At 68.8% G+C, this 23317-nt stretch carries 19 protein-coding genes, 1 tRNA gene and 5 pseudogenes; 10 read left to right on the top strand and 15 right to left on the bottom strand.

Annotated elements, in window-relative coordinates; genetic code table 11:
• Positions 1-13: 13 nt before the first annotated feature.
• From C7T91_RS20850 to C7T91_RS40440, 6 genes and pseudogenes are all read right to left on the bottom strand, one after another.
• A complete protein-coding gene (locus C7T91_RS20850; RefSeq protein ID WP_108260934.1) occupies positions 14-940 on the bottom strand; it encodes an N-carbamoyl-D-amino-acid hydrolase in 927 nt (308 codons plus the stop codon).
• Positions 941-959: 19 nt separating this feature from the next.
• Positions 960-1628 (bottom strand): amino acid ABC transporter permease, encoded by a 669-nt coding sequence (locus C7T91_RS20845; protein ID WP_108260933.1) that lies wholly within the window; start codon positions 1626-1628, stop codon positions 960-962.
• 1 nt (position 1629) lies between these two features.
• Positions 1630-2298, bottom strand: a complete 669-nt coding sequence (locus C7T91_RS20840) for an amino acid ABC transporter permease (protein WP_108260932.1) — start codon at positions 2296-2298, stop codon at positions 1630-1632.
• The gene (locus C7T91_RS20835) at positions 2295-3032 is read right to left on the bottom strand and encodes an amino acid ABC transporter ATP-binding protein (protein ID WP_108261660.1); all 738 of its coding nucleotides are present in this window, start codon (positions 3030-3032) and stop codon (positions 2295-2297) included. Before C7T91_RS20835 ends, C7T91_RS20840 begins: the two co-directional genes overlap by 4 nt.
• 80 nt (positions 3033-3112) lie before the next feature.
• Positions 3113-3946: a transporter substrate-binding domain-containing protein gene (locus tag C7T91_RS20830; RefSeq protein WP_108261658.1), complete on the bottom strand. Its 834-nt coding sequence runs from the start codon at positions 3944-3946 to the stop codon at positions 3113-3115.
• Between the two features lie 713 nt (positions 3947-4659).
• Positions 4660-4884 (bottom strand): annotated as a pseudogene (locus C7T91_RS40440) (IS6 family transposase); the annotation flags it as partial.
• On the opposite strand from C7T91_RS40440, the gene C7T91_RS20825 reads away from it, so the two are divergent.
• From C7T91_RS20825 to C7T91_RS20815, 3 genes and pseudogenes are all read left to right on the top strand, one after another.
• Positions 4798-5388 (top strand): AbrB family transcriptional regulator, encoded by a 591-nt coding sequence (locus tag C7T91_RS20825; protein WP_108260931.1) that lies wholly within the window; start codon positions 4798-4800, stop codon positions 5386-5388. The pseudogene C7T91_RS40440 and the gene C7T91_RS20825 sit on opposite strands and share 87 nt — an antisense overlap.
• Positions 5389-5447: 59 nt before the next feature.
• Positions 5448-6545, top strand: coding sequence for a redox-regulated ATPase YchF (gene ychF, locus C7T91_RS20820; RefSeq protein ID WP_108260930.1), 1098 nt, complete (start codon positions 5448-5450; stop codon positions 6543-6545).
• A gap of 91 nt (positions 6546-6636) precedes the next feature.
• Positions 6637-8117 (top strand): annotated as a pseudogene (locus C7T91_RS20815) (inorganic phosphate transporter).
• 146 nt (positions 8118-8263) lie between these two features.
• Here C7T91_RS20815 and C7T91_RS20810 read toward each other — a convergent pair.
• The 3 genes and pseudogenes from C7T91_RS20810 to C7T91_RS20800 all read right to left on the bottom strand — a co-directional run bounded on the left by C7T91_RS20810 (position 8264) and on the right by C7T91_RS20800 (position 9397).
• Positions 8264-8337 (bottom strand) — tRNA-Gly (locus C7T91_RS20810).
• Between the two features lie 80 nt (positions 8338-8417).
• Positions 8418-8732, bottom strand: a pseudogene (locus tag C7T91_RS20805) (tyrosine-type recombinase/integrase); the annotation flags it as partial.
• A gap of 119 nt (positions 8733-8851) precedes the next feature.
• Positions 8852-9397, bottom strand: coding sequence for a YaeQ family protein (locus tag C7T91_RS20800; RefSeq protein WP_108260928.1), 546 nt, complete (start codon positions 9395-9397; stop codon positions 8852-8854).
• A 237-nt stretch (positions 9398-9634) separates the two neighbouring features.
• Between C7T91_RS20800 and C7T91_RS20795 the strand changes: the two are divergent.
• A pseudogene (locus tag C7T91_RS20795) lies at positions 9635-11521 on the top strand (Ig-like domain-containing protein); the annotation flags it as partial.
• Between the two features lie 49 nt (positions 11522-11570).
• Here C7T91_RS20795 and C7T91_RS36425 read toward each other — a convergent pair.
• Positions 11571-12299 (bottom strand): alkaline phosphatase, encoded by a 729-nt coding sequence (locus C7T91_RS36425; protein ID WP_108260926.1) that lies wholly within the window; start codon positions 12297-12299, stop codon positions 11571-11573.
• A 325-nt stretch (positions 12300-12624) separates the two neighbouring features.
• A complete protein-coding gene (nikR, locus tag C7T91_RS20785) occupies positions 12625-13044 on the bottom strand; it encodes a nickel-responsive transcriptional regulator NikR (protein ID WP_108260925.1) in 420 nt (139 codons plus the stop codon).
• 164 nt (positions 13045-13208) lie between these two features.
• Between nikR and C7T91_RS20780 the strand changes: the two genes are divergently transcribed.
• Both C7T91_RS20780 and C7T91_RS20775 read left to right on the top strand, forming a co-directional pair.
• On the top strand, positions 13209-14405 hold the full coding sequence (locus C7T91_RS20780) for an ABC transporter substrate-binding protein (protein WP_108260924.1): 1197 nt from the start codon (positions 13209-13211) through the stop codon (positions 14403-14405).
• Positions 14398-15078, top strand: a complete 681-nt coding sequence (locus C7T91_RS20775; RefSeq protein ID WP_108260923.1) for an NUDIX hydrolase — start codon at positions 14398-14400, stop codon at positions 15076-15078. The genes C7T91_RS20780 and C7T91_RS20775 overlap by 8 nt, the downstream gene beginning before the upstream one ends.
• Before the next feature lie 175 nt (positions 15079-15253).
• Here the strand turns inward: C7T91_RS20775 and C7T91_RS20770 are convergent, their stop codons facing one another.
• The 4 genes from C7T91_RS20770 to C7T91_RS39760 form a co-directional block, all read right to left on the bottom strand.
• Complete coding sequence (locus C7T91_RS20770) at positions 15254-17155, bottom strand: acyl-CoA synthetase (RefSeq protein ID WP_108260922.1); 1902 nt, start codon at positions 17153-17155, stop codon at positions 15254-15256.
• Positions 17156-17279: 124 nt separating this feature from the next.
• Positions 17280-19073, bottom strand: coding sequence for an ABC transporter transmembrane domain-containing protein (locus tag C7T91_RS20765; RefSeq protein ID WP_108260921.1), 1794 nt, complete (start codon positions 19071-19073; stop codon positions 17280-17282).
• Positions 19074-19214: 141 nt separating this feature from the next.
• Positions 19215-19388 (bottom strand): hypothetical protein, encoded by a 174-nt coding sequence (locus tag C7T91_RS32795; RefSeq protein WP_161556030.1) that lies wholly within the window; start codon positions 19386-19388, stop codon positions 19215-19217.
• A gap of 96 nt (positions 19389-19484) precedes the next feature.
• Complete coding sequence (locus C7T91_RS39760; RefSeq protein WP_236638446.1) at positions 19485-21182, bottom strand: pyruvate dehydrogenase complex E1 component subunit beta; 1698 nt, start codon at positions 21180-21182, stop codon at positions 19485-19487.
• Between the two features lie 57 nt (positions 21183-21239).
• On the opposite strand from C7T91_RS39760, the gene C7T91_RS36415 reads away from it, so the two are divergent.
• The 4 genes and pseudogenes from C7T91_RS36415 (at position 21240) to C7T91_RS20745 (ending at position 23316) form a co-directional block, all read left to right on the top strand.
• A complete protein-coding gene (locus C7T91_RS36415) occupies positions 21240-21365 on the top strand; it encodes a hypothetical protein (RefSeq protein ID WP_407943321.1) in 126 nt (41 codons plus the stop codon).
• Positions 21365-22042: an HAD family hydrolase gene (locus tag C7T91_RS20755; RefSeq protein ID WP_201742182.1), complete on the top strand. Its 678-nt coding sequence runs from the start codon at positions 21365-21367 to the stop codon at positions 22040-22042. The genes C7T91_RS36415 and C7T91_RS20755 overlap by 1 nt, the downstream gene beginning before the upstream one ends.
• 60 nt (positions 22043-22102) lie before the next feature.
• Positions 22103-22438 (top strand): annotated as a pseudogene (locus tag C7T91_RS20750) (CocE/NonD family hydrolase C-terminal non-catalytic domain-containing protein); the annotation flags it as partial.
• A 23-nt stretch (positions 22439-22461) separates the two neighbouring features.
• The gene (locus C7T91_RS20745; RefSeq protein ID WP_201742181.1) at positions 22462-23316 is read left to right on the top strand and encodes an ABC transporter permease; all 855 of its coding nucleotides are present in this window, start codon (positions 22462-22464) and stop codon (positions 23314-23316) included.
• The last annotated feature ends 1 nt before the right edge of the window (position 23317 follow it).

The following is a 23317-nucleotide window of genomic DNA, read 5'->3' as shown; positions in this document are numbered from 1 at the left end:
CCGTTCCCCTGTCTCAGACGTCGATCTGCACGCCGGTGCGCTCGCAGATCAAGCCGTAATGCTCGGTCCGGCGGTGTGCGGCGAAGTTGAAGACGGTCGACTTGCCGAAGGCGCATTTTGCGAAATCCGCCTCATGCGTGATCAGCTCGTCGCCTTCGCCCTCGGCGCGGGCCACCACGAAGCCGTCGGGATCGACGATGATCGAGCCCGCGAACATGTGGTTGCCGTCCTCCATCCCGCATTTGGCCACCGCCACGGCATAGGTGGAGTTCTGGTACGCCCCGGCGCAGACCGACAGTTCGTGGTGATAGACCCGCCGCTCGATGCCTTCCTCGGCCGAGAGGTTGTTCTGCGAGGGGGTGTTGTAGCCGATGGTGACCAGCTCGACCCCCTGCAGCCCCATCACCCGCCAGCTTTCCGGCCAGCGGCGGTCGTTGCAGATCGACATGCCCATGATCACGCCCTGGTTCCGCACGACATTGAAGCCGGTGTCGCCGGGCAGGAAATAGCGCTTTTCCAGGTGCTGGTGGGTGCGTTCTGGCTCGTATTCGGAATGGCCGGGCAGGTGGGTCTTGCGGTATTTCAGGATGATCTCGCCCTCGGGCGAGACGATCACCGAGGTGTTGAAATGCTGTCCTTCGGGCGTCAGCTCGCAATAGCCGAAGGTGAAGCCCATGCCGTATTCGCGCGCCCGGTCGAAGAGTGGCCGGGTCGCCGCATTGGGCATCTCGGTCTCGAACCAGTGGTCGAATTCGGCGCGGTCCTCCACGTAGAAACGCGGGAAGAAGGTGGTCAGGGTCATCTCGGGATAGGCGAGGTATTTCACGCCTTTGCCGTGCGCCTCGTCCATCAGGGCAATCATCCGGGCGACGACCTCTTCGCGGGTCTCGTCCTTCTGGATGCCGCCGATCTGGGCGCCGCCGATGATCATCTTGGACATGGGTCTTTCCTTTCGGGGATCAGTGCGCCGCGAGGCCGCGCTGGTAGCGCGAGATCAGCCGGACCAGAGGCCAGAGGATCGCGAGATAGATCAGCGCGGCAAGCACGAGCGGCGAGGAATTGTAGGTGACGGAGCGGGCCATGTTGGCCGAATAGAGAAGCTCCGCCAGCGAGACGACGGAAGCCAGCGAGGTGAGCTTCACCACCTCGACGGTATTGGACAGCAGGTCGGGCAGCACGTTGCGCACCGCCTGCGGCAGGATCACGTGGAGCATCGCCTGCGGCTGGGAAAGCCCGGTGGCGCGGGCGGCCTCGGCCTGGCCCTTCGGCACCGACTGGATGCCTGCGCGGAACACCTCGGCGTAATAGGCGGAGTTGTTGAGGAAGAAGGCGATCACCACGGCTAGGAAGGGCGTCAGGTCGAGACCGGCGAAGGGCAGGCCGGAGAAGACGAAGACCAGCAGGACAAGCGGCGGGATCGCGCGGAAGAGGTCGATGAAGGCGATGGCGGGCCATTTCAGCCAGCGGCGCGGCGAGAGCGCGCCGAGTGCCAGCATCAGCCCGCCTGCCAGACCCAGCCCGATCACGGCGGCGCAGAGCTTGGCGGTGATGCCGAGCCCCTTGGCCAGCAGCGGCCAGGACTTCGCCATGATCTCGAAATTCAGGAAGAGGTCGAGGAAATCGCCCATGTCACACCGCCCAGGAAAAGCGCCGCTCGAGCGCGCGGGAGAGGATCACTGCCGGCAGGAAGATCGCCAGATAGGCGAGCGCCGCCATGGTCAGCGGCGTGGCGGAGCCGGAAAAGCTCTGCGCCGAGGACGACACCGAAAGGATTTCCTTGACCCCGATCACCGAGCCGAGCGCGGTCATCTTGGTGATGGCCAGCGCGCGGTTCACGAGCGGCGGGATGCCCAGCCGCACCGCTTGCGGCAGCGCGATCTCGAAGAGCGTGCGCGCGAAGCTGAGCCCGGTGGCGCGCCCGGCCTCCCACTGGCCCTTCGGCACGGCGGTAAGCCCCGCCCAGAAAATCTCCTCGGCGAAGGCGGCCAGAACACCGGCAAGGACGAGGATCAGAACGGCCGGGCCGGAAAGGCTGATGCCCAGCCCCGGAAGGCCGAAATAGCAGATCAGGATGACGACCAGCGGCGGCAGCGCGCGGCCGATATCGGCGAAGGCGACGATCGGCAGGGTCAGGTACCAGCGGCCGAGGCAGCGCAGGCAAGCCAGCACCAGCCCGAGCGACAGGCCGAGCGCGAGGATTACCGCGCTCAGCCACAGCGTCGTGACGATGGCGCCCAGCAGATCCGGCAAGTATTTCGCCATCACCGCGCCGTTGAAGAAGGTCTCCAGAAACTTCATTCTTCGTCTTTCGAGACGCGGGCGAGGAAGCTTTTCAGCCGGTCGGATTGCGGATTACCGAAGATCGCTTCGGGCGGGCCGGCCTCGACCACGACGCCGCCATCCATGAAGACCACGCGGTCTGCGGCCTCGCGGGCAAAGCCCATCTCGTGGCTGACGACCAGCATGGTCATGCCCTCGTCGCGCAGGCGGCGCATCACCTTCAGCACCGAGCCGACGAGTTCCGGGTCGAGCGCCGAGGTCGGCTCGTCGAAGAGCATGACCTTGGGATCGAGCGCCAGCGCGCGGGCGGTGGCGACGCGCTGCTGCTGGCCGCCCGACAGCTCGGCGGGCATGGCATCGGCCTTGTGGGCCAGCCCGACATGCTCGAGCATCTCCATCGCGCGCGCCTTCGCCTCGGCCTTCGGCCGCTTCAGCGCGCGGATCTGGGCGAGCATGACATTGCCCAGAACGGATTTGTGCGGGTAGAGGTGGAAGCCTTGGAAGACCATGCCGATCTTCAGCCGCATCCGGTCGAGCGCGGCGCCGCGGCAGTCGGTGACATGTTCGCCGTCGAGCAGGATCGTGCCGGAGCTGGGTTCCTCCAGCCGGTTGCAGCAGCGCAGCATGGTCGACTTGCCCGAGCCCGAGGGGCCGATCACGAAGACCAGCTCGCCGGGGGCAACGGAGAGGTCGATGGATGTCAGCACCCGGGTCTCGCCGAAGCGCTTTTCCAGGCGGTTGATCTCCAGCATCGGGCGGCGGTGGACGGGGGAGGGAGCGGTCATCTCGGGTCCTTCATGGCCGGGCGGCGGACCCGCCCGGCAGCTTCGGCTCAGAACGTGCAGGAAACCTCGTGGGCGGTGTCGTCATGGCCCTCGAAGCCCGGCGTGCCGTAGCCCGGGGTCGGCGTGACGATGGTCGTGCCCTCGGTCGGGGTGACGCCGAACCATTTCTCCGAAAGCGCGGCGGTGGTGCCGTCGGTCTTCAGGCATTCCAGCACCGCGTCGATCTTGTCGCGGGTCTCGGTGTCGTCCTTGCGGAAGGGGAAGGCCCAGACCAGGCCGGTCGGGTATTCGTAGCTGAGGTCGATCCGGGGGTTCTGCTTGGCCGCCCAGGCAGAGGCGGTCGCTCCGGCAAGGTTTGCGTCCGCGCGGCCCGTGGCGACGGCCTCGACCGCGTCAGTGTTGGTGCCGTAGGAGACGACGGTCCAGCCATACTCTCCGGCGCGGTCGTTGAGGAAGCTCTCGTAGACCGACCCCTTGTTCACCGCGATGGTCTTGCCCTCGAAGGCCTCCAGCCCGTCCATCGCCGCGCTGCCCGCAGGCACGGTGAAGGCGAAATTGGTGTCCATGAAGCCTTCGGAGAAGAGCAGGTTGGCGGCGCGCTCGGCCGTGACCGTGGTCGGCGCGACGAGGAAGTCGTAGGTGCCGGCTTGCAGCGCCGGGATCAGGCCCGAGAACTGCGCGGCAACGACCTCCATTTCGACGCCGAGCGCCTCGCCGATGGCGGCGGCGAGGTCGACGTTGAAGCCCTCGACCCCGCCGGAGAGGCTGGGCATGGCGTGCGGCGCGAAGGTGCCGTCGAGCGCGACCTTGTAGCCGTCGGCTTCGGCAGCGAAGGGAAGGGCGGCGGCAAGCGCTAGGGGCAGGATGCGGGACGGCGTCATGAGGGGCTCCATGTTGGTCATTGTTTCTTGGCATCTTCGGATGCTTGCAGACCCCAGAAGTCCGCTAGCCCGCCGAGGGGCAATAGAATTCCAACTTATAGCGGGATTAAAAATATAATCTGAGATTATACAAAATACCGAAGAGCACCGTACCCATGGGCTATGGGAGGTGCTGATGAATTGCCCGCAAATCAAGACTGTAAGGCTATTTCTGCTTGGTTTCGGAAGGGTATGGGTGCCCGCAGCCGCTGTTCGTTCCGCTGATTGCAACTGCCCTTCGCGCTGGCGGTTCGTGGCCGGATGGGCGCAAGTTAGGCAGAATGGAAACCAAGCCGCCGCCGTAGGGTGCGCCGTGTCCAACCGCCGGATCGAGTCGCATTTCCGCCCGCCAGGCCGCGGGCAGCGTTGTCCCGCTGCGTGTCGAGCCGGTGCGATTTCAGGTGACGCAAGGCGGATCGCGGCCCGTGGTGTTCCGGTCCGCTTGCCTTTGCAGGGCGCGCCGCGGTCCGGGCGGGCGATACGACGCGCGCGGGGTACGTGTCGATCCCGTCCCAGTCGCGGGCAACGCCGAAATGCAACCTTCGTCCTCCATTCACAGCCCGTGGATCAGCGGTGGCAGGGGCGTTGCAACGCCAACTCGTGCGCGTTGGCACGAGGGTCTGGCAGATCGGTTCAGGCGATGCCGACGTCCGATGTCCACGCGTCGATGGCTGGAAGCGGATGGCCAGTGCATTCCTGCGGCCTGCCGGAACGGAGAAGCTGTCGCAGATGGCGGAGCGGACGGAGGCGAACCGGTGCACGGCACCGGGAGATCGACATCCCTGCATGGTGCGCCGCTTCCGGAATGGCAGATGGCTGTTGGCGGCCCGGTTGTTGAGGCCCTTCTGCAACCAGTGGCCGAGGCCGGGCGCAGCCTCGCGCTTCGCCGCGCCGCAGGAGCTTGCCGGCAGCGCCTGCGCCTTGCGTGCCGCTCCTGTCGCGGCGGCCCGCTGGCGCTCGGCCTCGCGTTTCTCAGGCTGCGGGTGCCGGCGGCGATGCTGATGGGGGCGATGGTGGCCTCTTCGCTCGGCCATGGCGCGGGCTGGGTCTGGGGGACGGTGCCGCAATGGCTGGCCGTCCCGGGCTTCGTGCTTATGGGCAGCACGATCGGCACGCGCTTCACGGGGATCGACCTGCGGATGGTCCTGCGCGCGCTCGGGGCGGCCTCGATGCTCACCGGGATGGCGGTGGCGATTTCGTCGGCGGCGGCCTTCGGCACGGCGCTGGCCTTCGGCTTTCCCCTCTCTGCCGCGCTGATTGCGTTCGCGCCCGGCGGGGTGGAGACCATGGCGGCGATGGCGCTGCTGCTGCATGTCGATCCGGCCTATGTGGCGCTGCACCATGTGGTGCGGATTTTCGCGCTGTCCTTCCTGATCCCGCTGGCGCTGGGACGCCGCGGCTGAGCTTGCACGCAGGTCCCTTGGGCCTTATGAGCGGCCCGACCAAAGAGGGATTTCGCACCATGGGCTTCAAGATGGGGATTGTCGGTCTGCCGAACGTGGGCAAATCGACCCTGTTCAACGCGCTGACCCGGACCGCCGCCGCGCAGGCCGCCAACTTTCCGTTCTGCACCATCGAGCCGAATGTCGGCGACGTGGCCGTGCCGGACAAGCGGCTGTTCAAGCTGGCGGAAATCGCCGGGTCGAAGGAGATCATTCCGGCGCGGATGACCTTCGTCGACATCGCGGGCCTGGTGAAGGGCGCCTCGAAGGGCGAGGGCATGGGCAACCAGTTCCTCACCAACATCCGCGAGACCGACGCCATCGCCCAGGTGCTGCGCTGCTTCGAGGATGACGACATCACCCATGTCGACGGCCGCGTGGACCCGGTCTCCGATGCCGAGACGATCAACATGGAGCTGATCATCGCCGACATGGAGTCGGTCGAGAAGCGCCTGCAGAACCTGTCGCGCAAGGTGCGCGGCGGCGACAAGGAGGCGATCCTGCAGGAACGCCTGCTGAAGGGCGCGCTGGAGCTCCTGGAAGCGGGCAAGCCCGCGCGGCTCCTCGACGTGGCGGCCGAGGACCAGAAGCAGTGGCGGATGCTGCAGCTCCTGACCCAGAAGCCGATCCTCTATGTCTGCAATGTCGAGGAAAGCGCCTCGGCCACCGGCAACGCGCTTTCCGCCAAGGTCGCAGAAATGGCGGCGGCAGAGGGCGCGGGCGTGGTGCTGATCTCGGCGGCGATCGAAGAGGAGATCTCCCAGCTCGACGACGAGGAGGCGCAGGTCTTCCTCGAGGAGATGGGCCTCGAAGAGGCCGGCCTCGACCGGCTGATCCGCGCGGGCTACGACCTCTTGGGCCTCGAGACCTATTTCACCGTCGGTCCGAAGGAGGCGCGCGCCTGGACGATCTACAAGGGCACCCCGGCACCGCAGGCGGCCGGCGTGATCCACGGCGATTTCGAGCGCGGCTTCATCCGGGCCGAGACCATCGCCTTCGACGACTACGTGACGCTGGGCGGCGAGTCCAAGGCGCGCGACGCGGGCAAGCTGCGCGTCGAGGGCAAGAGCTACATCGTCAAGGATGGCGACGTCCTGCATTTCCTGTTCAACACCTGAGACCGGCGCAACCGGCGGTTGAGCTTTGCGCGCCCGCCGGCTATTCCGCCGGGGTCCTTCCGGGACCCAGCTGACAACGGAGCGCAGACAGATGGCGCACAGAGACTTCGAACCGCGGCATCCGAGACGCTTGACCGCGACCTCGGGCGCCTGAACGCGCTGGAGCAGGCGGCCGCCTATGTCGGGCGTCCGGTGGCCGGGAAGGGCATTGCCTTCCTCTTCGTCGCCGCGGCGGCGCTGCTGGCCGGGCTGATCCTCGGCGGCAGCGGCCATGCCACGGTGATCGTCATCGCCTCGGCCTTCGGCGCCTACATGGCGCTGAACATCGGCGCCAATGACGTGGCCAACAACATGGGCCCGGCGGTGGGCGCGAATGCGCTGACCATGGGCGGCGCCATCGCCATCGCGGCCGTGTTCGAAAGCGCGGGCGCGCTCCTGGCGGGCGGCGACGTGGTCTCGACCATCGCCAAGGGCATCATCGCGCCGTCGAGCCTCGGCTCGGTCGACGTCTTCGTCTGGGCGATGATGGCGGCGCTGCTGTCCTCGGCGCTCTGGGTGAACCTGGCGACCTGGATCGGCGCGCCGGTCTCGACCACCCATTCGGTGGTCGGCGGCGTGATGGGCGCGGGCATCGCCGCGGCCGGGCTCGGCGCGGTCAGCTGGGGCAAGATCGGCGCGATCGCCGCCAGCTGGGTGATCTCGCCGGTGCTGGGCGGGCTGATCGCCGCGGGCTTCCTCTGGGTGATCAAGTCCCAGATCATCTACCGCGACGACAAGATCGCCGCCGCGCGCCGCTGGGTGCCGGTGCTGGTCGGCATCATGGGCGGGACCTTTGCCGCCTATCTGTCGATGAAGGGGCTGAAGCATGTCCTGTCGATCAGCTTCGGCACCGCGCTGGCGATCGGCGCGGTCCTCGGCGTGGCGATCTGGCTGGTGATGATCCCGGTGGTGCGCCGCCAGTCGCGCGGGCTGGAGAACCGCTCGAAATCGCTCAAGGTGCTGTTCGGCATCCCGCTGATCGTCTCGGCGGCGCTCCTGAGCTTCGCCCATGGCGCCAATGACGTCGCCAATGCGATCGGGCCGCTGGCGGCCATCGTCCAGGCGGTGATGACCGGCAGCTTCGACCAGGCCTTCGCCATCCCGTTCTGGGTGATGCTGATCGGTGCCTTCGGGATCTCCTTCGGCCTGTTCCTGTTCGGCCCGCGGCTGATCCGGGTGGTCGGCAGCGAGATCACCAAGCTCAACCCGATGCGCGCCTATTGCGTGGCGCTGTCGGCGGCGATCACGGTGATCGTTGCCAGCTGGTTCGGCCTGCCGGTCAGCTCCACCCATATCGCGGTGGGCGGCGTTTTCGGCGTCGGCTTCTTCCGCGAATGGGATGCCGAGCGGCGGTTCCGCGCCGCCCGCAATTCCGACCCCGAGCGTCCGGCCATCCCGCGCGAGGAACGCCGCCGCCGCAAGCTGGTGCGCCGCTCGCATGTGCTGACCATCGGCGCGGCCTGGGTCGTGACCGTGCCCGCAGCCGCGCTGCTGTCGGCCGCCGTCTTCTGGCTGATCAGCAGCATCGCCTGAGACGCCGCCGTTCCGCTGCGCTGCGCAGCGGGACGGCACCCGCAGCCCGCTGGAGACGGGACGATCCTGACGGAAAAGCACGGCAATTCACGGCACGGATGATCCGCGCCGGTCTGCATGTCTGTCGCGATGTTCGGGGGAGAGGCTGGAGCGGGTGAAGGGAATCGAACCCTCGTCGTCAGCTTGGGAAGCTGCTGCTCTACCATTGAGCTACACCCGCCTCGGAGCAACCGGATACAAGGCCGGACAGGGGCCGTCAAGCGCGATTTCGCAGGGCATCGCAATGCCCTGCACCGGTTTTCAGCCGCGCGGATGGGCGCCGTGATAGACATCCATCAGTCGCGCCGCGTCGAGCGAGGTATAGGCCTCGGTGGTCGACAGGTTGGCATGGCCGAGCAGTTCCTGGATCGTCCTGAGATCGCCGCCGCGGTTCAGCAGGTGGCTGGCGAAGCTGTGGCGCAACGCATGCGGCGTCGCCGTGGCGGGCAGGCCGAGCTGCAGCCGGGTCGCGCGGATCACCTTCTGGATCGCGCTCTGGCTCAGCGTGCCGCCCTTGGCGCCGCGGAAGAGCGGTCCGCCGGGGGCGAGGTCCCAGGGGCAGAGGCTGCGGTAGCGGCCTTGCCGGACGGATCGATCCCCGCTGCCATGGTGCTGTCCGGGCCTCGCCTACGGGCAGCAGCTCCCGCGCGCGGGGCCTGCCGCCCCCCGAACCGGCCCCTCCCGCGCAGGACGGGTCAGGCGGCGCCCTTGCGGACGACCGGGGTCACGTAGACGATGCGGTCATCGGCACTGACCATCACGTCGCCGTCCTGGATGTTCACCTGCAGCTTCATCGAGCGGTTTGCCAGCTCCGCCAGCTCCTTGGTTGCCTGTTCCGGAAGATTGATGACCTGGAGATTGCCGAACCGGCTGGTGCCGTTCCCGATCTTGTCCCACCACAGATCGGCCGTCCGGCCGCCATAGGAATAGACGATCACCTCGCCGGATTTCGCACAGGACTGGCGGACGACCTTCTCGCTGGGAAGTCCCAGCGCCACCCAGAGCTCCAGCTCTCCGCTGAGGCTCTTGCGCCAGATGTCGGGCTCGTCATCCGTCGACAGGCCCTTGGTCAGTTCCAGGTTCTCGCCGGCATTCAGGGCGAAGGCGAGGAGCCGGACCATCAGCCTCTCGTCCGTTTCCGAGGGATGCTTGGCAACGGTCAGCTTGTGGGTCTCGTAATAGTGACGATCCATGTCCGAAACGGAAAGTTCGACTTTGTAGATGGTGGATTTCAGCGCCATGACCGGGTCCCTCGCTCGCCAGGATGGGGTTCCCTAGTTGGTCTGGCGGCGTTTTGAAAGCAGATAGGGCGCGGCCGCTCCACCCCGGCCTCCTGCGCCGGTCCGCGGGACGCGGCCGGGACCCGGGCGGGCAATGTTTCACCGAAACTTCACGTCGCCGTGACTGTCCCGCCAAGCGGCTGTCACCTTTCCGGCGTTCTTGCGGCCCAGCTCAAACAGAATTCCGGAATCCCGCCAATGTCCGACGCCACGCCCCGGCTGGTCTCCATCCAGCTGCCAGCCGACAATGCCGTCTCGGCAGATGTCGCCACCCAGATCAAAGCCGAATTCTCGCTGCCGGTCGCGGCCGGTGCCGGCCATGTCACCCTGCGGTCCTACAATGACGACGCCGTCGCCATGCAGATCGACATCGCCTCGGATCTCGTCGAGATCGACGGCACGAGGCTGACCGTTACCCTGCCGGGGGCGCTGGAGCAGGGCACGCATTACTACGTGGCCATCGACAGGGGCGCGCTGGTCCGGGCGCAGTCGGAGGCCGAGGCGGCGCTGCTTTTCTCGGAGGATTTCGAGTCGCTGGCAGAGGCGCTCGGTCCCTATGCCAGCCCCACCGAAGGCGGCGGCGACGGCACCGACTGGACCGCAGTCCTGCCCGGCGGCTGGAGCCAGGACAACCGCTCCCTGCCGGGTGGCCCGGCCGAGTTCTACGGCTGGACCTTCCACGACCTCGGCTCCTGGATCGCGACTGCGGGCGACCAGGACCGCAGCCAGTTCGCCGCCGCGTCGGGCGTGGTCGCCGTGGCCGACGGCGACGAATATGACGACGGCGACATCTCGCTGGGGACGGATGGGTTCAATGCCGAACTCTTCATGCCCGCCATCGACGTCTCGGGCATCGGCGACGGCAGGATCGTGCTGGAATTCGCCTCGTCCTGGCGCCCCGAGGATGCGCAGGAGGCCCATGTCCGGGCGTCCTTCGACGGCGGCGCGCCGGTCAGCCTTCTGCATTATTCGTCCGACGAGGAAAGCGCCGATTACAAGCCGGACGCCACGAGCGAGACCGTGCGGCTCGACCTGGCCGTGCCCGAGGGCGCGTCCCAGCTGGTCTTCAGCTTCGACATGCCCGCCGCCGGCAATGACTGGTGGTGGGCGATCGACAATGTCCGGGTGCTGAGCTACCCGGTCGCCGAAGCCGACAAGTTTCCCGGGCTCTCGGACAAGGACGCCTGGGATTTCACTACCTGGGCCGAGGACGAGCTGTCCAACCTGTTTGCCGAGGACTGGCAGGGCGTGACGCTCGGCGGGTTCCGGAGCCCGACAGAGATGCGCGGCGACGGCTCGGACTGGGCCGCCTCAGCCGAAGGCTGGAGCGTCGTGACCGACATTCCCGCAGGCGGCGCCGCGGAATTCGCGGGCTGGACCTTTCTCGATGCAAGCTCCTGGAGCCGCACCGCCTGGGACCAGCTGCGCAGCGATTTCGCCGACGGGCATGGCATCGTCGCCGTGGCTGATCCGGACGAGTATTTCGACGGCGCGGCAAGCCCGGCGGACGGCCGCTACGCCTCGACGCTGCTCAGCCCGGACATCGATGTCTCTGGCGTCGCCTCGGGGCGGCTGCGGCTGAGCTTCGACAGTTCCTGGCGCCCCGCGGGCGGGAAGCAGGCGCAGGTGACCGTCGCCTTCGACGGCGGCGCGGCGCAGGTGCTGGATGTCTGGTCGTCCGATCCGGAGAGCGCCGATTTCCGCAACACCGCGACGGATGAGCAGGTTCTCCACTACATCGACCTTCCGGTTGGTGCCGCGACGGCGCAGATCGGCTTCGCGCTGGCGGAGGCAGGCAATGACTGGTGGTGGGCGATCGACAATGTCTCGCTCGACGAGGTCGTGCTGAATGCGGCGCCCGAGGCCGCGAAGGATGCGGCAGAGGCGGGGTCGCGGTCATCGGTGCGGCTGGATCTGCTGGCCAATGACGCCGAGCCGAACGGCGATGCGATGGCCCTGACCGGGATCGACACGTCGGGCATGCGCGGCACCGTCACGCGGAACGCGGACGGCACGGTGACCTGGGACAGCGCCGGGGCCTTCGCCTGGCTGGCCGAGGGCGAGACCGCCGAGACGCGCTTCGGCTACACGGTCTCCGACGCCTCGGGGCTGAGCGCCACAGCGACCGCCACGGTCACGGTGACCGGCCAGGCGGGCCGGTGCCGCCGTTCGGGGTGGCGACATCGGCCGGGGCGAAGCCGCGGGCGCCGCCGCCGAGCGCGACGTCAAGCGTGCCGGCTTCCATCGCGTCGATCATCTGGGTGGCGATGTCCTTGGAGCCGGCGCAGTCTGCCGGGACTTCGTATTCCCAGTTGCGGTTGGCGGTCTTGGCATAGACGGCGGCGGGGGTGGCGTGGGTCAGGCGCGCGGTGGACACGGCGCCGACCGACTTGCCGGCCTCGGACATCAGCTCCGAGAACAGCGTCAGCCTGTTGTCCGCCTCGGTGGCACAATCGCCGTGGATCGCGTCCTCGCCGAGGTTGATCAGGTTGAAGCGCTGCTTGACGCCGGTGTTCATCGCCCCCGCGGTCGGCGCGGAATCCGGGGTCTGGGCGTTGATGTTGTAGGTCTTGACCAGCGCGAGATGCGGGAAGGCTTCCTGCGGCTGGACATATTCGTCGCCATAGCCGCCTTCCTGCTGGCCCGACCACAGGCGGATCATGTAGTTGGTGGCGACGCCCTGGCCGTCGGCGACGAACAGGATCACGTTCTTCGCGGCATTGGTGTTGGGCTGCTTGGCCAGCTCGGCCTGCACGCGGTCCTGGCCGGCAGTGAACCAGTCGCTGTCCGACTGGGCGATTTCCTGTGCAAAGGCGCCGGAGGCGGCCATGGCCAGTGCCGAAGCGGCGAGCATCTTGTTCATCGGGTGGTCCCTCGCGAATTTATTATGCGCGGCGGCTATGCCCGGAACATGACAAGGACATGACGGTTGCGTGAATGTTGTTTGTCATCAAATGGTTACGTTATATTATCACCAAGCTTTGCCGACGGCAGCCAACGGCTGCTTCCGGGACGGCGCCGCGGCAGGACCGCTGGGGAATGCCGTGCCGCCGCTTGAACAGGCACCGGCGGCCGGGGTCCGTGCGGCTCGGCTTTCAAAGCGGCTGGCCTGCCGGTGCTGCATGTCTGCCCGTACCGCTCTGCACCCGCCGGAAATGCCGTGCGGCGCGGGCCGGCCTCCGGGCCGCTCAGCCCGGCTCGGCCGCGGCGGAGGTCGGGATGATCACCACCTCGCCGTTGCGGATCTTGCGCTGCGCCACAAGGTGGTCGGCGAAATGGCGGACCTCGCCGACGCTGCCTTTCAGGATCGACACTTCGAGGCACTGGTCGTGGTCCAGATGGACATGCAGCGAGGACACGGTCAGGTCGTGGTGGTCGTGATGCGCCGCCGTCACCTTGCGCGACACTTCGCGGGCCTGATGGTCGAACGTGTAGACCATCGCCGCCACGCATGGCGCCTCGGGCGCGGCCTCCGTGCGGCTGCGGGCGATGCCGGCCCGCGCCATGTCGCGGATCGCCTCGGAACGGTTGGCGTAGCCGCGCGCCTCCATCAGGCTGTCGAGTTCCGCCATCAGATCATCGTCAAGGGTGACCGTCACGCGCTGCATGGGCTGTTCCTTCCGTCCGGAAACCGGGCAGGTCCAACATCCGGGCTGCCGCTCGGGCGGAAAATGCCCCGCAGGGGGATCCTGCGCAAGGGGCACGGCTTGCATCCCGCGCCAGCGAGTCGTAAGCGAAAAGTTAACAAACGTCATACCGAGGATCCGAGCCGATGACCCTGTTGCGCAGCAGCCTTGCCCTTCTTCTCGCGACGGCCGCCATGGCGCAGGCCGAGGGGCCGGATCTGGTGCTGGCGATCGGCGGCGAGCCCGAGACCGGATTCGATCCGCTGCTGGGATGGGGCAGCTACGGCAATCCGCTGTTCCAGTCCACGCTGCTCAAGCGCGATGCCGCGCTGGAGACCGCGCCCGACCTGGCCACGGACTGGCAGCTCTCGGAAGACCGGCTGACCTGGACCGTGACGATCCGCGGCGATGCGCGGTTCTCCGACGGCACGGCCCTGACCGCGCGGGACGTGGCCTTCACCTTCAATGCCGCCCGCGAGGCGGCGGGGGGCCTCGACCTGCAGGTGATGGAGCGCGCCGAGGCGCTGGACGAACGCACCCTCGAGATCACGCTGAAACGCCCCTGGATCACCTTTGCCGAGGCCTTCTACACGCTCGGCATCGTGCCCGCCGACAGCTATGGCCCGGATTACGGCCGCCATCCGGTGGGCTCCGGTCCCTACCGGCTGGTGTCCTGGCAGGAGGGCGAGCAGCTGATCGTCGCGCCGAACGAGGCCTATTACGGCAAGGCGGCGCCCTTCGGGCAGATCACCTTCCTCTTCACCGGCGAGGATGCCGGGCTGGCGGCAGCGCGGGCCGGGGCGGTCGATCTGGTTTCCGTGCCCGCGCAGATGGCCCATGCGCTGCCCGAGGGCTTCCATGCGGTGCGGGTGCGGACGGTCGACAACCGCGGGCTCAGCCTGCCTGTCCTGCCGCCGCAGGAGCGGGACGGGCAGAGGGTCGGCAACGCGGTCACCTCCGATCCGGCGGTCCGCCGGGCGATGAATGCCGGTCTCGGGCGCCGCCGCTGCCCGGCCTGCGGCGAGGGCCGCATCCTCCACGGCTATCTCAAGGTGAATGCCGCCTGCCCGGCCTGCGGCGAGGATCTGCACCACCACCGCGCCGATGACGGCCCGGCCTATCTGACGATCCTGATCGTCGGCCACGTGCTGGCCCCGGTCATGCTGGCGGTCTGGGAGCTGTGGCGGCCCGCGCCGCTGGTGATGGCCGGCAGCCTGTCGCTGCTGACCGTCGGGCTGGCGCTGTGGCTGCTGCCGCGGATCAAGGGCGCGCTGATCGCCATCCAATGGTCGAAGCGGATGCACGGCTTCGGCGGCGCAGACCGGCCGGTGGCCGATGCCTGAGCCCGCAATCCGCGACGCCGCCACCGTCATCCTGCTGCGCGACCGCGGCGGCCCCGAGGTGCTGATGGGACAGCGCGGCGCCAAGGCCGTGTTCATGCCGTCGAAATTCGTTTTCCCGGGCGGCGCCGTCGATCCCGGCGATGCCGCCGTTCCGCTGGCGGGCCTGCCCGATCCGGTCTGCCTGGAGCGGCTCGGCGAAGGCGTGATGCCGGATCTGCCGCGCGCGCTGATCGCCGCCGCGATCCGCGAGACTTGGGAGGAAACCGGGCTGGTGCTCGGCCGGGCCGGGCACTGGGAAAACCCGCCCGAGGCATGGGCGGACTTTGCCGGGACCGGGCATGTGCCTTCGGGCGAGGGGCTGCGCTTCTTCTTCCGCGCGATCACGCCGCCGGGACGGCCGCGCCGCTTCGATGCGCGGTTCTTCCTTGCCGATGCCGATGCGGCGGGACTCGGCGGCGAGGATTTCTCGCGCGCTTCCGACGAGCTGTCGGCGCTGCAATGGATCCCGCTTGCCGAGGCGCGCGGCTTCGACCTGCCCTTCATCACCGAGGTGGTTCTGGCCGAACTGGCCGCGATGCTGCGGCGGGGCGCGCAGCCGGGGCCGGTGCCGTTCTTCGACAATGACGACGAGGAGTCGCTGTTCCGGCGGCTCGGCGGACGGGCGCTCCTCTAGCCCCTTCCGGCAGCCGGGCATCGGGTCCTGCACGACCACCGGCACATGCCGGTCAAGTCCCCCGCAGCGCCGTCCCCGGGCCTCGGGGCCCCGGCAGGGACACGCACGCCCTGCCCCGGCCGCCGCATCGCTTCCGCGGCACATCCCGGAAGGGACGGCGCCGGAAAGGCCGGGCCTAGCCGCCGTCCTTCCAGCGCCAGGGCGTGGTGTAGTGGCCCATCAGCCGCTCCAGAGCCGCCATGTCGACATCGCCATGCGCCTCGAGCACGGCGGTCAGCCCGCGCTTGCGGTCCTCGACCACCTCGGCGACCGTCACCGGGAAGCCCTGCGCCGACAGCACGCCGTCGAACACCCGGCGGATCGCCATCTTGCGGAGCGCCGGCTTGAACACCTTGCCGACCGCGGTCTTGGGCAGCTCGTCGAGGATCTCGACATGCTTCGGCACGGCGGCGCGTTCATGGATGCGCTGGCGGCCGAAGTCCATCAGGTCGCCGGTCAGCACCTTGGCCCCCGCCACCAGCTCGACATAGGCGCAGGGCAGCTCGCCGGCATGGGCATCGGGCTGGCCGATCGCGCCGACCGTCGCCACCGCCGGATGGCCCATCAGCGCCTCCTCGATCTCGGCCGGGTCGATATTGTGGCCGCCGCGGATGATCATGTCCTTCTTGCGGCCGGTGATCCAAAGATAGCCGTCGGCGTCGATCCGGCCGAGATCGCCGGTCCGCAGGTAGCGCCGGTCCGCGAAAAGCCCGAGATTCTTGCCGGCCTCGGTATAGGTCGAGCCCTCGAAGACGCCGGGATTGGCGATGCAGATCTCGCCGACCTCGTCGGTGCCGCATTCATGGCGGATCGTCCCGCAATCCTCGCAGTCGAGGATGCGCACGTCGGTATAGGGCAAGGGCACGCCGACGGAGCCGACCTTCTTCTTGCCGTCGATCGGGTTCACCGAGACGAGGCAGGTCGCCTCGGTCAGCCCGTAGCCCTCGGCCACCTGCACGCCGGTCGCCTCCTCGAAGCGGCGGTAGAGCTCCAGCGGCAGGGGCGCCGAGCCCGAAATCGCGATCTTCAGCGTTGAGACATCGGCATCGACCTTGCGCTGCATCAGCGCCGCCAACGCGGTCGGCACGGTGATCAGGAAGGTGACGCGGTAGCGCTCGATCAGCTTCCAGAAATTGTCGAAGACCCCCTCGCCGCGGTACCCCGCAGGCGTCGGGAAGACGACATGCGCGCCGGACTGCACCGCCGACATCAGCACCGGGTAGCAGGCGAAGCAATGGAACAGCGGCAGCGGGCAGATCAGCACGTCGCTTTCGTCGAACAGCAGCTCCTTGCCGAGCCAGCCGTTGTAGATCATCCCCGAGAACTTGTGCTGCGCCACTTTCGGCGTGCCGGTGGTGCCGCCGGTGTGGAAATAGGCGGCCACCCGGTCGCCGCCATCCGCCGGAAATGCCAGCCGGTCGGCAGGCTGGCGCGCCAGCTCGACGCGGAAATCGAGCACCCGCGCATGGTGGCGCCCCGACATCTGCGGCCGCAGGAACGGCACCAGCCAGGATTTCGGCGGCGCCAGATAGCGCTTCAGGTCGACTTCCAGCACGGTCTTGACCGTCGGCGCGAAGGCGACAGCGGCCTCGGCCTTCTGCGCGACATCGGCCTTGGGGAAGGATTTCAGCGTGACCAGCACCTTGGCCCCGGCATCGTTGAGGATGCCCGCGATCTGCTCGGTATCGAGCAGCGGATTGACCGGAAGCACCTTGCCCGCGGTCATCCCGCCCAACAGCGCCAGGATGGTCTCGTTGCAGTTCGGCAGCAGATAGGCGACGACATCCTTCTCGCCGATGCCGAGCGAGCGGAAGAGGTTCGCGGCCTGCGTGACCTGGCCCAGGAGATCGGACCAGCTCAATGTCTCGGCGGGCGCCTTCGGATCCGAGAACATCTGGAACGTGACCGCAGGGCGGCTGCCATGGCGCGCCGCGGTGGCGGCCAGCGCCGCGTGAACGGTTTTCGGCACGTCGCGCGCATCCCAGGGGGCTTCCCCCTCGATCAGCCGCGCGGAAGACAGGTCCGTGAACATGTGCATCCGAGTCTCCTCCCCAGGATCGCGGCCCCAATTCGTTGTTATATGGGATGCGGGCCGCGTCTTGCGAGGATGGACCCGGGCGGGGCGGCAGCGCAAGCGTAACGCTGCGCCGCGCTCCGGCAGGTCATTCGGCTGCCATGGCCTCGGTGAATTGCAGCCGCGCCAGGCGGGCATAGAGGCCGCCCTCGGCCACCAGGCTGTCATGGGTGCCCTGCGCCACGATCCGTCCCTTGTCGAAGACGAGGATGCGGTCGGCCTTCTTCACCGTGGCGAGGCGATGCGCGACGACCAGCGTGGTGCAGTCGCGGGACATCTCGTCGACCGCCTTCTGCACAGCCGCCTCGCTTTCCGCGTCGAGCGCCGAGGTGGCCTCGTCAAGGAGCAGCACCGGGGCGTCGCGCAGGATCGCGCGGGCAATGGCGATGCGCTGCTTCTGGCCGCCCGAGAGCATCACGCCGCGCTCGCCCAGATAGGTGTCGTAGCCGTCGGGCAGCTCGGAGACGAAGCCATGCGCCGCGGCAGCCTTGGCGGCGGCCTCGACCTCGGCATCGGTCGCGTCGGGACGGCCGAAGCGGATATTGGCGCGGGCGGTGTCGGCGAAGATCACCGGCTCCTGCGGGACCAGCGCCAGGTTGCGGCGGAACGCGTCGCGCGCCATTGCCGGAAGCGGCACGCCGTCGAGCAGCACCTCGCCGGATTGCGGATCGTAGAAGCGCAGCAGAAGCTGCAGCACCGTCGACTTGCCCGCCCCCGAAGGCCCGACCAGCGCGACCGTCTCGCCCGGCGCGACGCGGAAGCTGAGGCCTTCGAGCGCCGCGTCGTCGGGACGGGTCGGATAATGGAAGCGCACGTCGCGGAACTCGATCTCGCCCTTTGCGGGCTCGGCCGGGGCGCGCGGGGTCTCGGGGTCCGAGACGGTGTCCTCGGCATGGAGCAGCTCGACCAGCCGCTCGGTGGCGCCGGCCGCGCGCTGCAGCTCGCCCCAGATTTCGGACAGCGCCGCAACCGAGCCCGCCATGATGCCGGCATAGATGACGAACTGAACCAGCTCGCCGATCGACATCGCGTCCGAGCGCACGTCGGTGACGCCGACCCAGAGGACCGAGATGATGCCGCCGAAGACAATGAAGATGACGATCGCGGTCAGCGCCGCACGCACCGCCATGCGCCGCTTGGCCGAGTCGAAGGACTTCTCGGTGACGTCGGCAAACATCGCGCGGCTCGGACCTTCGGCGGTGAAGGCCTGCACGGCCTGCGCCGAGAGGAGCGCCTCGGAAGCCTTGCCGGAGCCCTGCGCGATCCAGTCCTGGTTGTCGCGCGCCAGCCCGCGCAGCCGCCGTCCCAGACCGAGGATCGGGATCAGCACCACCGGCACCAGCAGGAGCACGAGGCCGGTCAGCTTGGCCGAGGTCAGCAGCATCATCACGAGGCCGCCGCCGAACAGCAGCAGGTTGCGCAGGAACCACGACACCGAGGATCCGACGACCGACAGGATCAGCGTCGTGTCGGTGGTGATCCGCGACAGTACCTCGCCGGTCATGATCTTCTCGTAGAAGGCCGGGCTCATCGAGATCATCCGGTCGAAGACGGCCTTGCGGATATCCGCGACCGTCCGCTCGCCCAGCCGGGTCACGAGGTAGTAGCGCAGCGCCGTGCCGAGCGCGAGCAGCCCGGCAATGCCGAGCGCGGCGACGAAATACTTGTCGAGCAGCGCAGTCTCGCCGGTCAGGAAGCCGTCGACCACCCGGCGCACCGCAACGGGCAGGATCAGCGACACGGTGGCCGTGAAGATCAGCGCAAGAAGCGAGGCGACCAGCAGGCCGCGATAGGGCTTCAGGAAGGGAAAGAGCCCCCTCAGCGCCCCGATCTTCTTCGACTTCGCGCGATCCTCGCTGGAATTGTTCGGGCGGCGTGCCATGGCTGCTCCTCGCTGGAATTGCCCGTTTCCTTAGGCCATGGCGCCCGCGGCAACAAGGCCCGGGGACTAGTCACATGGTCGGCCCCCGCGGCGCAACGGCCCCGGATCTGAACACATGACGGAATTTTGATCCGTCTGTGCTCAGCCGCGCGTGACGTCGTGGCGGTAGATCCAGTCGAACTGCGACAGGGCGAGCCCCGGCCGCGCGCGTTCGCCCAGGGCGAGGCCCGCATGGGCCAGTCCGCGCAGCCCCGGCACGCCCAGATGGTAGAGCAGCGCGTTGCGGTCCGCCGCGCCGACGATGCGGCACCGCATCGCCGCGCGCCACCGTATCGCCGGGCGCCGCCAGCCATTCGACCAGCCGACCCGCCTCCATGTCGGCGCCCAGGGACGGCATCGCCACGATCCCCATCAGCCCTTCCCCGCCAGCGCCCGCGCCGCCGCCACGATCTGCGGCACCTGCGGGATCGCGGCCTCCTCGAGATGGCGGGCATAGGGGATCGGCACTTCCGCCGCGCAGACCCGCGCCACCGGCATGTCGAGCGACCAGAAGGCCTGTTCCATGATCCGCGCCGAGATCTCGGCCGACAGCGACCCGCTGCGCCAGCCCTCGTCGACGATCAGCGCCCGCCGCGTGCGCGCGACCGAAGCCATGACCGTGGCATCGTCGAGCGGCCGCAGCACCCGCAGGTCGATCACCTCGGCCGAAAGGCCCTCGGCCTCCAGCGCCGCCGCCGCCTCCAGCGTCTTGTGGAGCGAGCCGCCATAGGTGAGCAGCGTCATGTCGCGGCCCGGCCGCCGGATGGCGGCGCGGGCGATGTCGACCGGCCCGGCCGCCCGGTCGATCCGGCCGCTGCGGTTGTAGAGCATGACATTCTCGAAGATCAGCACCGGGTCCGGATCCGCGAGCGCAGAGGCCAGCATGCCGCGGGCATCCTCGAGCGTCGCCGGCGCCAGCACCTTCAGCCCCGGGATATGCGCGTACCAGCCCTCGAGGCTGTGCGAATGCTGTGCCGCCAGCTGCTTGCCCGCGCCGGTCGCCATGCGGATCACCAAGGGCACGCCGAACTGGCCGCCCGACATGTGGCGCAAGGTGGCGGCGGTGTTCAGGATCTGGTCGAGCGCGAGCAGCGAGAAATTCACCGTCATCAACTCGACGACCGGCCGCATCCCCGCCACAGCCGCGCCGATCCCCGCGCCGGTGAAGCCGCTTTCCGACAGCGGCGTGTCGCGGATGCGCTCCGGCCCGAATTCCGCCATCAGCCCCTGCGAGACCGCGTAGCAGCCGCCATAGGCGCCGACATCCTCGCCCATCAGGAAGACCCGGTCATCTGCCGCCAGCGCCGCGCGCAGGCCGTCGCGGGCCGCCTCGCGAAAGGTCATCTCGACCGTTTCGCCCGAGGGCGCGGGCGGCTCCCCGACCGCTGCGGTCTTCGCGGGCTCCGCCGGGGCGTTGGCGGCAAGCGCATGCGGGAAGATCAGCGCATTGGCGAGCCCGTGGGCGATCTTGTAGCGCGTGCCCAGCGGATAGGACACGGCATGGCCGGCGGTGGTGTTGACCGGGCCGAGGCAGACCCCGCCATAGAGCGCGGCCAGCGCCATCCCGGCCCGCGCCTCGGCATCGCTGCCATCCGCCACCGCGCGGGCCAGGTACTTGCCGACCAGCTCGATCCCCTGCAGCGCATAGGCATCGATCACCGGATGGGCGCGCTTCGAGGTCAGCGCCTCGACGCAATGGGCCATCGCATCCACCCCGGTCGCGGCGGTGACATGCGGCGGCACGCTATGGGTCAGCTGGGGATCGACGATGGCGATGTCGGCCAGCATGTGGCGGCTTTCGGTGGCGATCTTGGCGAGGCTGTCGGGATCGGTGACCAGCGCCCGCGTGCCGACCTCGGATCCGGTGCCGGCGGTCGTGGGGATCTGCGCGAGCGCAGCCTGGCGCGGCGGCGCGCGGTTCGGTCCCGAGATCTCCGCGAGGCTGACATTGCGGCCTGCCATCACCGCCACCAGCTTGGCCAGATCCATCGCCGAGCCGCCGCCGAAGCCGATCACCAGATCGGCCTCCGCTTCCGACGCGGCGGCGACCGCGGCCATCAGGTTGGGCACCGAAGGCTCGGGCTCGACCGTGCCGAAGCAGGCCGCGCCACGGCAGAAGCGGCCGGCGTGCCCTTCCTGCTCTTCACCGGGGGCTACCGCAAACGGCCGGTGGAGGAGCTCGCCCATGACGCGGCCTTCGGCCGGTTCGACGCGCTGCCCGGCCTGATCCGCGCCGCGCGGGAGGCCGCCTGATGCTGCGCGCGCTCATCTTCGACGTGGACGGCACGCTGGCGGAGACCGAAGAGGCCCACCGCCGCGCCTTCAACGAGACCTTCGCCGCCGCCGGGCTCTGCTGGCACTGGACGGCCACGGATTACCGGCGGCTCCTGAAGATCACCGGCGGCAAGGAGCGGATGCGCGCCTGGCGCGACGGCATCGGCTCGGGGCCGGATGAGGACGGAATCGCGGAGCTGCACCGGCAGAAGACCCGGCGCTATGGCCGGATCATCGCGTGCGGCGAGGTGCCGTTGCGCCCGGGCGTGGCCGGTCTCCTGCGCGGGGCGCGGGCGGTGGGGCTTCGGCTGGCAGTCGCGACGACGACCGCGCGGCCCAATGTCGACGTGCTGGTCCGCGCTGCCACCGGACGAGCCGCGGGCGATATCTTCGAGGTGATCGCCGCCGGAGACGAAGTGGCGGAGAAGAAGCCTGCCCCGGATGTCTACCTGCTGGCGCTCTCGCGGCTGGGTCTGGAGCCCGGGCAGGCCGTCGCCTTCGAGGACAGCCGCAACGGTCTTCTCTCTGCGCGGGGCGCGGGGCTCGACGTGGTGGTGACGCCTTCGGCCTATACCGCGGGCGAGGATTTCGCGGGTGCCGCCTGCGTGCTGTCCGACCTGCGCGGCTGGCTCGACACCGCCCGCCAGTCCTGCTGACCGGACGGCCCCGGCGGCGGCAGTCTCCGCCCCCGCCGTCTCGGAGCCCTCTCCGCCGACCGGCCGAGCTTCGACGTGTCCGCAACGCTGTCGATCCTGCGCGCCGACGGCAAGGCCCATGCGGTCGCCGCGGGCTACCTGCATCTGCGCAGCCGACCCGAAGCCCCGGTCGCGCTCGATCTCGGCGCGCTCTGCGTCACGCTGGCTCCCGGCGAGGCGCTGCGCCTGTCAATCGCCGCCTCCGACTTCCCGGCCCATCCGGTCAATCCCGGAACCGGCGCCGATCCCGTTTCCGCGCCGCTCGCCTCGGCGCTGATCACCACCCTGCATCTTTCCTGCGGAGAAGACAGCCGCCTCGACCTGCCGCTTGCGGGCGGCGCGCTGCAGCTCCGCTGATGCCCGAACCGAGGAGTTCCGACTTGGCAGATGAAACCGCCGCCCTGCCCGAGACGCCGCAGAAGCGGCTGGTCGAGCGGCCGAGCCGCCTGACCACGGTCCTGCGCGAGACCGGCCCGACCGTCGCCGCCGGCCTCGCCTTCGTCCTGATCTGGGAGATCTCGGTCCACGCGCTCGGCGTGTCGAAATTCGTCCTGCCGCCGCCTTCGATGATCGTGGTCTCGATGGTCGGCGACTTCCCCTACCTGATGAAGGCGCTGGCCTATACCGCCGGCATCACCGTCGCGGCCTTCGCCGCCGCGGTGGTCTCGGGCATCCTCGGCGGGCTGCTGCTGACCCAGCACAAGGATGTCGAGCGGATGCTCTGGCCCTATGCGATCGCGCTGCAGGTGACGCCGATGGTGGCGATCGCGCCCCTCGTGATCATCTGGGTCGGGCTCGACCGGGTCTGGCTGGGGCTGATGATCCTCGCCTGGCTGGTGGCCTTCTTCCCGATGCTCGCCAATACCGTGCAGGGGCTGAAATCGGCGGACCGGGGCCTGCAGGACGTGATGACCCTCTACCAGGCGTCGCGCTGGCAGCGCTTCCGCCACCTCCAGCTGCCGGCCGCGCTGCCCTATATCCTGACGGGCGCGCGGATTTCCTCGTCGCTCGCGGTGATCGGCGGGGTCGTGGCCGAGTTCGTCGCGGGCTCCGGCTCTTCCACCGGCCTTGCCTGGGTGATCGTTGAATCGGGCACCATGCTCGACGTGCCGCGGATGTTCGCCGCGCTCTTCATCCTGTCGATCTTCGGTTTGGCGATCTGGTGGCTGACCTCGATGGTGCAGGCGCGGCTGCTGAGCCGCTGGCACGAAAGCGAACTGGGCGGAGAGCGCTGAG

Origin of the sequence: Mangrovicoccus ximenensis, from assembly GCF_003056725.1 — a bacterium.
Taxonomy (GTDB): Bacteria; Pseudomonadota; Alphaproteobacteria; order Rhodobacterales; family Rhodobacteraceae; genus Mangrovicoccus; species Mangrovicoccus ximenensis.
Note: the sequence above shows the minus strand (reverse complement) of the source record. Positions and strands in the feature narration are given on the sequence as shown.